The sequence below is a fragment of the Collinsella aerofaciens genome, from assembly GCF_015560135.1.
GTDB classification, from domain to species: Bacteria; Actinomycetota; Coriobacteriia; order Coriobacteriales; family Coriobacteriaceae; genus Collinsella; species Collinsella aerofaciens_AN.
Genome location: NZ_JADMRH010000012.1, coordinates 50,884 through 61,100 on the forward strand (window position 1 = coordinate 50,884; position 10,217 = coordinate 61,100).

At 60.7% G+C, this 10,217-nt stretch carries 6 protein-coding genes and 3 tRNA genes; 3 read left to right on the top strand and 6 right to left on the bottom strand.

The genetic code is table 11. From position 1 onward, the window contains the following. Positions 1-254: 254 nt before the first annotated feature. A complete protein-coding gene (locus tag I2H19_RS06465) occupies positions 255-1,781 on the top strand; it encodes an FAD-dependent oxidoreductase (RefSeq protein ID WP_195622055.1) in 1,527 nt (508 codons plus the stop codon). 393 nt (positions 1,782-2,174) lie between these two features. Here I2H19_RS06465 and I2H19_RS06470 read toward each other — a convergent pair. The 3 genes from I2H19_RS06470 to I2H19_RS06480 form a co-directional block, all read right to left on the bottom strand. Beyond that, positions 2,175-2,250, bottom strand: a tRNA-Lys gene (locus tag I2H19_RS06470). 43 nt (positions 2,251-2,293) lie between these two features. Continuing rightward, positions 2,294-2,369 (bottom strand) — tRNA-Lys (locus I2H19_RS06475). Between the two features lie 22 nt (positions 2,370-2,391). Further along, a tRNA-His gene (locus tag I2H19_RS06480) sits at positions 2,392-2,468 on the bottom strand. A 166-nt stretch (positions 2,469-2,634) separates the two neighbouring features. On the opposite strand from I2H19_RS06480, the gene I2H19_RS06485 reads away from it, so the two are divergent. Together I2H19_RS06485 and I2H19_RS06490 are read left to right on the top strand one after the other, a co-directional pair. Continuing rightward, complete coding sequence (locus tag I2H19_RS06485; RefSeq protein ID WP_195622064.1) at positions 2,635-3,816, top strand: pyridoxal phosphate-dependent aminotransferase; 1,182 nt, start codon at positions 2,635-2,637, stop codon at positions 3,814-3,816. 141 nt (positions 3,817-3,957) lie between these two features. Next, positions 3,958-4,848 (top strand): ROK family protein, encoded by an 891-nt coding sequence (locus I2H19_RS06490; RefSeq protein ID WP_195622066.1) that lies wholly within the window; start codon positions 3,958-3,960, stop codon positions 4,846-4,848. Positions 4,849-4,962: 114 nt separating this feature from the next. Here I2H19_RS06490 and I2H19_RS06495 read toward each other — a convergent pair whose 3' ends face one another. The 3 genes from I2H19_RS06495 to rho form a co-directional block, all read right to left on the bottom strand. Beyond that, the gene (locus I2H19_RS06495; RefSeq protein WP_148332258.1) at positions 4,963-5,412 is read right to left on the bottom strand and encodes a VanZ family protein; all 450 of its coding nucleotides are present in this window, start codon (positions 5,410-5,412) and stop codon (positions 4,963-4,965) included. Between the two features lie 7 nt (positions 5,413-5,419). Beyond that, positions 5,420-6,820, bottom strand: a complete 1,401-nt coding sequence (locus tag I2H19_RS06500; RefSeq protein ID WP_195622068.1) for a hypothetical protein — start codon at positions 6,818-6,820, stop codon at positions 5,420-5,422. A gap of 311 nt (positions 6,821-7,131) precedes the next feature. Beyond that, a complete protein-coding gene (rho, locus tag I2H19_RS06505) occupies positions 7,132-9,669 on the bottom strand; it encodes a transcription termination factor Rho (protein WP_271745729.1) in 2,538 nt (845 codons plus the stop codon). Between the last annotated feature and the right edge of the window lie 548 nt (positions 9,670-10,217).

Below are 10,217 nucleotides of genomic sequence, written 5' to 3' on the forward strand. Positions count from 1 at the left end.
TGTTTGCCCCGTCCCAAATTGGTTACTCTTATTAGAAGGTCCGATATATCAGTTGCGGTGAAATACGGACTGAATTGCATCCATACAGGCCAAAACAGTCCGTATTCCACCGCAACTTACCAAATTAGCCGACCGAAGTGACCGAGTCCACCTGACGCCCACCTGCCATATTTGCCCTTTACCGATTTGCCGAGTCTTTGCGGCCCCATTGCCGATCACCCGTGCGACAATGCGCCGGACGAGAAAGGAATCCGATGGAATCGACTGATGTACTGGTAATTGGAGCTGGCATTGCGGGCCTTTGCGCCGCCATCGAAGCGGCACGCAAGGGTGCAACCGTCACTGTGGCAAGCGCCGGCAAGACCATGAGTGGATCGAGCTTCTTCCCGGGTACCTGGGGCCTCGGCCTCATCGGTCCCGTCGACGAAGACGACGAGCAGGACCTCATCGACACCATCCAGACCGTCGGCGGCGGCGTTGCCGACCCCGAACTCGTCCAAACGTTCGTCCACGGCATTCGCCAAGCGATTGACTGGCTCGAGCAAGACCTGGGCGTTGAGCTCCAGCGTCCGCAAAGCGCCAAGAGTGCTCAACAAAAGCAGTTTATCCCCTGCTTTGACCACAAGACGCGCATGTGGCGCGGCCTCACCCGCAAGCCCCTTGAGGACGCTCTGACGACCTGGATCGAGTCGCTCGGCATTCGCCTGCTCCCCCGCCATGAGCTTATCGACCTTGTTGAGGACACGAACGGCAGAATAACCGGAACCGTACTCTACGACCTTACCGAAAATCGAATCGTGCCCTTTGCTGCCAAGGCCACGATCATCGCAGCCGGTGGCACAGGCGGCCTGTTCGAGCGCAGCCTTACGTCGGCTGATGTGCTCAGCTCCTCGCAGGCCATCGCACTGGCGCACGGCGCAACACTTACTAATATAGAGTTCATGCAGATGATGCCTGGCTTCATCGAGCCCAGGCGTAACTTGGTCTTCAACGAGAAAACCTGGCGCTACGTGCATGTAGACCAGCCGGTAGATATTGCCGACGACAAGCTGGACGACCTGCTCGAGCAGCGCTCTGGACATGGTCCCTTCACGTCACGCTTGGCCTCCCGCGCTATCGATCTCGTCATCGATCAGGCAGGTGCCGAAGGCCTGGCACTCCACTACGACTTCCCCCGCGAGGATGTCCCAGAGTTTGTGCAGACCTTTGCCACCTGGCTGCAAGACGAGCACGGCATCGCGCCGACCGACGAGATGCGCGTTGCGATGTATGCCCACGCCGCTAACGGCGGCATCAAGATCGATAAGACCGCGCACACGGGCGTTGAGGGCCTCTACGCTTGCGGCGAGGCGACAGGCGGCATGCACGGCGCCGACCGCATTGGTGGCTTGTCAAGCGCCAACGGCATCGTATTCGGACGTATCGCGGGCGCATCGGCAGCCCTCACAGCGCAGAAAGAGCCTGAGGCGGCCCTGAAGGCGGATATCACCCTCCCCCAGTACGGCATTGCCACAACAGATGCCGAACGCCTGACACACAGCCTTAGGCACACGATGAGCACCTTTTGCATGATCAACCGCACCGAGACGGGCCTATCCGAGGCACTACACGAGCTTGAGGGCTTGAAGACAGAGGCAACGACCTTGAGCACACAGAAAGCCCAGGACAGCGAAGTCGCAGCCCTCGCCCGCCTGCAATCGCAGATTCAACTAGCACAGGAAATGGTCAAAGCCATGCGTAAGCGGACCGAAAGTCTCGGATCGCACTATCGAGCAGACTAAATCGATTCTCACTTTGAGTTTGATCACAACTTTTCAACATGCATCGAGCCCTGTGAGCATGATTCCTCTAAGGAGAACACGCCTACGGGGCTTTAGCAGTGTTTTCCCTAAGGGAATCACGGTGCAGATTTCTCAGCTCCGCGCCCTTTCGGGTTCGACCCCATGAAAGGTCAACAAAAAAAGACGGCCAACCGAAGTTGACCGTCTTAACATGCTTTGGTGGGCCGTCAGGGGGTCAGCCTGCTGCGCAGGCGGCCGCTGCGGCGCTTCGCGCCTTGCGCGCTGCGCTGGCAAATGCTTACGCATTTCCTCAGCTCCGCGCCCCGACGGGTTCGACCCCATGCGAGGTCAACAAAAAAGCGACCAGCCTGAGCCAGTCGCTTTAACGATCTTTGGTGGGCCGTCAGGGGGTCGAACCCTGGACCTTGGGATTAAGAGTCCCCTGCTCTACCAACTGAGCTAACGACCCAAAGCTAAAGTCCGTTGTGGCGGACTTTAGAGGAGATATCGTGTGGTGGGCCGTCAGGGGGTCGAACCCTGGACCTTGGGATTAAGAGTCCCCTGCTCTACCAACTGAGCTAACGACCCGATATCAACACGAAGCAAGAACTGGGGTGGGTAAAGGGACTCGAACCCTCGACCTACGGGACCACAACCCGTCGCTCTAGCCAACTGAGCTACACCCACCGTGTCCTGTGCGCTTCGCGCTCGACTATTATTGCAAGGAACGCCACGCGATGCAAGCCCCAATTTTCAAGAATTTTGAAAAGAGTTTTTCGAGACCATTTCGAGCAAATCCCACCGGTTTCATAGGAGTAAACTTGCCCCACTGCAAATCCTCGAAAGGACCGTCATGAAAGAACTCTCCAACCGCACGGCAAGATTTACCGATTCGGTCATCCGCCGCATGACACGCATCTCCAATAAGTACGGCGCTGTCAATCTCTCGCAGGGCTTCCCCGACTTCGATCCCCCGGCGCAGCTGCTCGATAGCCTCAGCGCCATCGCCAGCGACCCCAAGCCGCTCTATCACCAGTACTCCATCACCTGGGGCTCCCAGGCCATGCGCGAGGCGCTCGCCGCCAAACAGGAGCACTTTATGGGCATGCCGGTGAACCCCAACGAGAATATCGTAGTCACCTGCGGCTCCACCGAGGCCATGATGGCCGCCATGATGACGGTCACGAACCCCGGCGACAAGGTCGTCATCTTCTCGCCGTTCTATGAGAACTACGGCGCCGACACGATCCTTTCGGGTGCCGAGCCCATCTACGTGCCGCTCAACCCACCCACATTCGACTTCGATCGTGAGGCACTCGAGGCGGCCTTCCGCGACAACGACCCCAAGGCCATCGTCCTGTGCAACCCTTCCAATCCCTGCGGCAAGGTCTTTACGCGCGAGGAGCTCACCTTTATCGCCGACCTCTGCAAAAAGTACGACGCCTACTGCATCACCGACGAGGTATACGAGCACATCGTCTACGCACCCCATGAGCACGTCTATATGGCCACGCTGCCTGGCATGTTCGAGCGCACCATCAGCTGCAGCTCGCTGTCCAAGACCTACTCCATCACTGGCTGGCGTCTGGGCTACACTATCGCCCCGGCCGAGATTACCGAGCGCATCAAGAAGGTCCACGACTTCCTCACCGTGGGCGCCGCCGCTCCCCTGCAAGAGGCCGTCGTTACCGCCCTTAATTTCGACGACAGCTATTACGATGAGGTCCTTGACCTCTATACCGCCAAACGCGACCTGTTCTGCCAGGGACTCGACAGCATCGGTCTTGAGCATAACGTGCCGCAGGGCGCCTACTACGTCATGCTGGACATCTCTGAGTTTGGCTATGACAGCGACCTCGAATTCTGCGAGGACCTCGCGTCTAAGGTGGGCGTGGGCGCTGTTCCCGGATCGAGCTTCTTCCGTGAGCCCGTCAACCATCTGATTCGTTTCCACTTTGCCAAGCGAGACGAGACGCTTAACGCGGCGCTGGAGAACCTCAAGTCGCTGCGTGATAAAATCAAGCCGCGCGGGTAAGGACGGCCGGGCAGCTAAAGTAACCAAAGAGGCCTCGCACCGCTCGCCGCGTTGCGAGGCCTCTTTTTATAGCGCTTTCTTAAATGGTTTAGAGCGCTATACTTTAGTCACGGAGCAACTCGTCCCAGAGAGAGGAACACTATGGCAGAGCAGCAGCTTATCGGAGCGCTCGAGGCCGGCGGCACCAAGATGGTCTGCGCCACGGGCTATGCAGACGGTACAGTCCTGGAACGTGAGCAGATCGCGACCACGACCCCGCAGGAGACCGTTAAGGCCGTCAACGCATGGTTTGCCGACAAGGGCATCACTGCGCTGGGCATCGGCGCCTTTGGCCCCACCGCAGTCAACCCTGCCTCGCCCCAATACGGCAAGATCCTGGAGACCCCAAAGACGGCATGGCGCTACTTTGACCTGCTGGGCACCATCCAAAACGAGCTCAATATTCCCTGTGGCTACGACACCGACGTCGACGTTGCCTGCCTGGGCGAGGTAACCTTTGGTTGCGCCCAGGGCCTCACTGACGTTGTGTATCTGACCATCGGCACCGGCGTAGGCGCAGGCGTGCTCTCGGGCGGTAAGCTCGTGCACGGCATGATGCATCCCGAGGCCGGCCACATCCTGGTCACGCGCGACCCGCGCGACACCATTGGCGAGCACAGCGCCTGCCCCTTCCACGACAACTGCCTCGAGGGCCTCATCGCCGGCCCCGGCGTTAAAAAGCGCTGGGATGGCAAGAGCGCCGGAGACATGGCCGATGACCCAGAGGCCATGGACCTGCTCGCCGGCTATCTGGCACAGGCGCTCATGACCTACACGCTGTGCTACGCACCGCAAAAGATCATCATCGGCGGCGGCGTGGCCGACCACACCCCCATTGTGCCGCTCGCACGCAAAAAGTGCGCCGAGATGCTCAACGGCTATATCGTCACGCCCGAGGTCAACGACATCGATTCCTATATTGTCAACAACAGCCTCGAGGGCAAGCAGGGCATCATGGGCTGCCTGGCCCTGGGCGCACAGGCGCTTCAGTAGCAGACGCACCCACAGGGCGTGGCGCGCTCGGCAAATCCGACCTACGGAACGACGCCACCACGCCCCATATAAGCCCTCAAATAAAAAAGGCCGCCTAGGACCAAACAATACGTCCTAGGCGGCTTTTTTGGCGCACATCAGCCACCGTAAGAGATATCGGAGCACAACGCCCGTTGCCGCTCCACAGCAGTCGATCATCACATCGGTGATCATGCCAGCGCGTCCCGGCACAAAGAGCTGAATCGTCTCGTCGATCGAAGGAATCAGCAGCAGGAACACCGCCGTGGGCAGCAGCACGTCAAAGGTGCGCCGGCCCTCAAAATCAAAGGCATGCGTTGCCAGGATGCCGAGCACCATATACTCGGTAAAATGCGCGCACTTGCGAACAACAAAGTTGGTCACCCATTCATATGGAAGTCCCACGCCGTGCAGGAAACCGCGGATAGCTTCCATGACCGTTAGGCTCAGCGAGCCCGACCCCGAGCCGGGAACCAGCGAATTGCCCCAGATCAAGAGCGCCATCAGGCAGGTTACAACCGCCCATTTTCGATTGATCTTAACCATGCAGAAGTTATGCCTCCGCGCGGAGCGGCGCGAAGCTGGCGGTACCGCCCTCGATAACGCTCAGATAGGCACGGCCCGTACGCTTGGCAGTTGAGGACTGCAGGCGCTCGATCTCTTCCTCGAGGATCTGATTGACGCGCTCGTGACGACGGTTTTCCATAATGCCGGCGGCAATAGCCTCGGCCCGCTCGATGCTCTCGCGCGAGATACGGGCAGTATCCTCGGGGAACACAGCACTGTGACGGCCGACATAGGCGGGGGCAGCAGGCTGAGGGGCAGCGACGGGAGCGGGGGCTGCAACAGGAGCAGGCTCGTCAATCTCATCCAGAATCGCGGTGGCGGCGGCCCACATGTCCTCGTGGCCCGAGTAATCGGCCATGGGAACATCAACCTCGAGCGAGGCGTCCGGAAGGTCGCCGGTGTCGATGCGATCTTGGGCATCAATCGATGCGGTGATGGCTGCAGGCTCATCGAGGTCATCGAGATCGATGTCCACGGCACCGGAGATGATAGGCATGCTGGCGAGGTTTGCATTGTACGGCGCAGCCTCAGCCGCCTGCTGCTGGGCAGGAGCGCCCCAAAGCGAGCTTTCGGCGGCACGGCGGGCGGCAACGGCCTCCTCGTCCGCAGTCATGGCTTCATCAACGTACGAATTGTCGGCAGAAGCGTTCGCGTCCGCCGAGGTAGCGTTGTAGGCGTTATTGGCTGCCGCGTTGGCAACGAGTGCCACGAAAGCCGCCGTGCTGCCCGCAGGGGCGGCCTGGGAGCCCGACACGGCACGCGCCGCGGCGGCGATGTCGTCGCGATTGAGGGAGCCGGTCTGCCCGCCGTTGGTGAGCTCGTCGATGGCGACTTGATAGACGTCGCGCGAGCGTGCAGGGTCGCAGCTCACCGGCGAATCGTCGTCGAGCATACTGTCGATCATGGACCAAGCCTTGGCCTCGTCCATAGCATCTGCGGCTCGAGCGATGGTAGGAACACCATCATCGGCATGACGGCGCTGGAACGCACCGGTCAGGCCGGAAAGGAATGCCGAGGTAGACTGCTCCGACTGAGTCTGAGAAGCAGAAGCCGCAGTGTAAGGAGTCGCATCCTGCTGCTGGGCTGGAATCGAGGCGGTCTTGAACTCGCTTTGATGCTGATTGAGATTGGCGGCACCGCCCATGGCATCGGGCTGGAACAGACGCTCTTCACGCTGCGCACGGTACTCGGAGATACCCAGCGAAGCGGCATAGATACCCACGCCCGCCACCGCGCCCACGGCGAAGGGAACCGCACCCGCCACGACCGTCTCATTCACCGACGAAAACGGCAGCGTCGCGGCATACATAACCACGGGAGCGGCAAGGCCGATCCCGCACGAAAGTCCGGCAAGGACTGCTCGTTGTGTTGCATCAGAAGAAGCCATGAGCTCTCCCCATCTTCCAGCACCCAAATCGCATCATTCAGTTGGCTGCGCGAGAGAAGATGAAGCGGGGCTATGCCCCAAAGCAACGGTATATGGTTCGTTTCATCTGCGTTTTCCGTCGCGAAGCTTAAAAGCTATTATGCGAAACCGCCCAGTCTATTGCAAGCGACGATGTCGGATTGAAACGGGAAACCTGCTGCTTGCCAGTCTTATGGTCAAAAAAGCGCGGAGCGGCTATATAGAAAAGGGCCGAGGCTCAAAGCCCCGACCCTTTATTGCATTGATGACTATCGCTGCGTGTAGATGACAACCTAGAACGTCTGCTCGTAGTCGCTGTGCTTTTTGGCCGAACGCACCAGGAACTCCTGGTTGGTGTTGGTGCCCTTAAGACCCTTGATAAACGATGCGGCTGCGCGCTCGGTGTTGTTCATGCCGGCAAGAATGCGACGCAGACCAAAGACAAACGGGCGCATCTGCTCGTCGACCAGCAGATCCTCGTTGCGCGTACCGGAGGCAACGGGGTCAATGGCCGGGAAGATACGACGGTCGGCAAGATCGCGGTCGAGCTTAAGCTCCATGTTGCCGGTGCCCTTGAACTCCTCAAAGATGACTTCGTCCATCTTGGAACCGGTGTCGATGAGGGCAGAGGCCAGGATGGTGAGCGAGCCACCGTTCTCGATATTACGGGCTGCGCCCAGGAAGCGCTTGGGCGGATACAGGGCCGCCGAATCGACGCCGCCCGAAAGGATGCGGCCCGAGGCGGGCGCCGCCAAGTTGTAGGCGCGGGCAAGACGCGTGATGGAGTCGAGCACCACCACGACGTCGCCACCCAGCTCCACGATGCGCTTGGCGCGCTCGATGACGAGCTCTGCCACACGAGTGTGGTTGTCGGCGGGCATATCGAAGGTCGACGCCACAACCTCGCCCTTGATGGAACGCTGCATATCGGTGACCTCTTCGGGGCGCTCGTCGACGAGCAGGCAGATGAGGTGCACCTCGGGGTTGTTAATCGAGATAGACTGGCAGATCTTCTTGAGGATCGTGGTCTTGCCGGCCTTAGGCGGGGACACGATCAGGCCACGCTGACCCTTGCCGATCGGCGACACGATGTCGATGGCGCGACCGGTAATGGAGTCCTTGCCGTGCTCCATGCGCAGCGGCTCGTTGGGATAGACCGGGGTGAGGTCACCAAACTTGGGGCGATTGCGAATCTGCTCGGGGTCCAGACCGTTGACGGTCGTGATCTTGGCGAGGCCGGCGCGCTTGTCGCCGCCGCGCGAAGGACGAAGCGAGCCCTCGATGACGTCGCCCGTGCGCAGGCGCGCGGAGCGGATGAGGTAGGCGGGCACGAAGGCGTCGTCGTTGGACTTCATGTAGCCGTGAGCATGGATGATGCCGGAGCTATCCGGGCGAATCTGCAGGATGCCCTTGATGTCGCGGAAGCCCTCGGCCTTCGCGGCGGCGGTGTAGATCTCTTCGACGAGTTCGGCCTTCTTCTTGCCGGTCGTCTCAATCTCGAACTCCTTGGCCTTCTCGCGCAGCTCGGCGACCTTCATGGCCGCGAGCTCCTCGCGCGAAAGCGTGGGCTCGGTGGGGGCGGCGTTGCGCTCCTTGTTGCGCTGTTTGCGATCGCGCTGGCGGTTACGACGGTCGTTGTTGCGCTCGTCCTTGCGGTCGCTGCGGTCGTCATTGCGCTTGTGCTGGCGACGGTTGGGGCGAACGCCGTCTTCGGCCTCGGCGGGCGCGGCGCCATCGGTTGCGGCGGCGTCGGCATTGGCCGCAGCGGCGTCATTGGCCTCGGCGCCGGAATCGATCTGCGCTTCGACATCAGCCTGCCGCTCGGACGCCTTGGACTTAGCGGACTTCTTACGACCGCGCTTGGGCTTCTCGGGCGCAGGCTGTTCGACGTCCTGGGACTCAGCGGCATCAATCGATGCATCGGCGGTCGTCTCGGCGGAATCCTCGGACGCGCCCTTCTTGGCAGCCTTGGCCTTGGACGTGCGCTTAGCAGCAGTACGACGGCTGCGACCGGGACGGACGTCGGCGGGCTCGGCATCGGCGGGAGCGGCCTCGGAAGTCGTAGCATCCTGGACGGGCGCGTCGGCAGCGGTTGCAGACTCGGCGGTCGCCGCAGCATCCCGAGCGGCGGCGGCTGCGGCTGCGGCCTTCTCGGCCTCGACGAAGGCCTTGGGCTTGCGACCGCGACGGTGCGGGCGCAAAGCCGGATCGACAACGGGAACTTCGCTGGCCTCGACAGGCGCAGCGGGCTCAGCAGGCGATGCGTCCTCCCCCGCTGCGGAACGGACCGAAGCCTCAGTGAGCTCGGGGGTTACCTGTTCAGCAACCTGCTCGGCCTTAGCAGCCGTGCGACGGCGCGTGCGCGGTGCCGGCTTCTCGGTCGGCTGGTCGGCGGCAGACGTCTCGGGTAAAGACGGAGCTGCGAGCTCAGTCAGAGCCGCGGCCTCACGCTCGGCAGCACGACGGCGGGCGCGCACCACCTGAGCCTCGCTAATCTGCGCCAACGCACGTGCCTGCGCGACCTCATCGGAAATCGGCGCCGAGGAGTCAGCTGCAACGGTGCGCTTGGCGCGCGTCGTGCGCGTGGTACGGCGCTTGGGTTTGGTGACCTCCTCGCCGTCAGCGACAGGCTTGGCCGCGCGGCGCGTGCGCTTGGGCTTTGCCGGAACAGCCTCCTCACCAGTTGCAGGCACGGCCTTCTCAGCCGTTGCAGGCGTAGGCGTCTCAGGAGCCGAGGCTTGCGCGGGCGCCGCGACCTGGTCCGACGCAACCGGTGCAGCGGGAGCGGCCTGCGTCGTCGTTATTTCGTTTTCTTGCTGTTGATCAGACACAGTGTTTGCTCAACTTTCTTTTCAAGCCCTGTGATCACATGCTCCCTGCATAAACCTTCAGGGCGGCTAAACAGTCTAGCTCCGTCAAATACCGACGGACATCATTGATCTGTATCGAGATATTTGCGTCATATACGCAGCGTTAGTGTAACACAACCGCCGTCACCTGCAACTTAGTCATTGGGGACGTTCTTAAACGACTATTCAAAAGGGACACTCTTTGGTTTACCGCCCACAAATCTGACTGCCTCCGCCAAAACTATGGCGGTTTACTACGATGAATCGCTCAACCGCGACCACTCCGAAACTTGTTGAACTAAAACCGCAGGTAGATGCCTTGCACTTTTTAGCGAAAAGCCGGCGTGGTTGGCATTTCTCAATTCATCGTAGTAAACCGGCATAGTTTCGTATTTCCAGCAGCCCCAAATTCGTCAATACGCCGGCGTTTATGCAAAAAGCCCGACCTCCGCATGTGAACTGCGCCCCAAATCTTGGACGCCCTAAATAGCGACTAGGCCGCAAGGGCCTGATTCCGGAACTCCTCCGGG

Coding starts and splice junctions, on each gene's coding strand:
- I2H19_RS06490 (WP_195622066.1), top strand. CDS start 3,958: ATGGCAGAGCAGCAGCTTATCGGAGCGCTCGAGGCCGGCGGCACCAAG.
- I2H19_RS06500 (WP_195622068.1), bottom strand. CDS start 6,820: ATGGCTTCTTCTGATGCAACACAACGAGCAGTCCTTGCCGGACTTTCG.
- I2H19_RS06465 (WP_195622055.1), top strand. CDS start 255: ATGGAATCGACTGATGTACTGGTAATTGGAGCTGGCATTGCGGGCCTT.
- I2H19_RS06485 (WP_195622064.1), top strand. CDS start 2,635: ATGAAAGAACTCTCCAACCGCACGGCAAGATTTACCGATTCGGTCATC.
- I2H19_RS06495 (WP_148332258.1), bottom strand. CDS start 5,412: ATGGTTAAGATCAATCGAAAATGGGCGGTTGTAACCTGCCTGATGGCG.